Genomic DNA, 234 nt, shown 5'->3' with positions numbered 1-234 from the left:
CCTGACAACATTAAAGGGCGATTAGGTAATTTAGGGACCATATCTACCGTATCGGGGTTATGGGAAAGAATTAACCATGGTTTATCTTGAGGTAAGTCTGGCATTGAACGCATATCAGTTTTCCCTGCCCATAAGTCACCAATCCCGATTAAACGAAACTCATCAAACTCAACAATTTTTCCTTCAATGTCCATTACATCATTGTAGTGAAGTGCATCTTTTAATAATTGTTGA

The 234-nt window shown here is 38.0% G+C and carries 1 pseudogene; it reads right to left on the bottom strand.

From position 1 onward, the window contains the following. Window positions 1-234, bottom strand: a pseudogene (locus tag RFW85_RS09805) (phosphohydrolase); the annotation flags it as partial.

It is taken from the genome of Acinetobacter sp. 12966 (assembly GCF_031196995.1).
Lineage (GTDB): Bacteria > Pseudomonadota > Gammaproteobacteria > Pseudomonadales > Moraxellaceae > Acinetobacter > Acinetobacter geminorum.
Note: the sequence above shows the minus strand (reverse complement) of the source record. Positions and strands in the feature narration are given on the sequence as shown.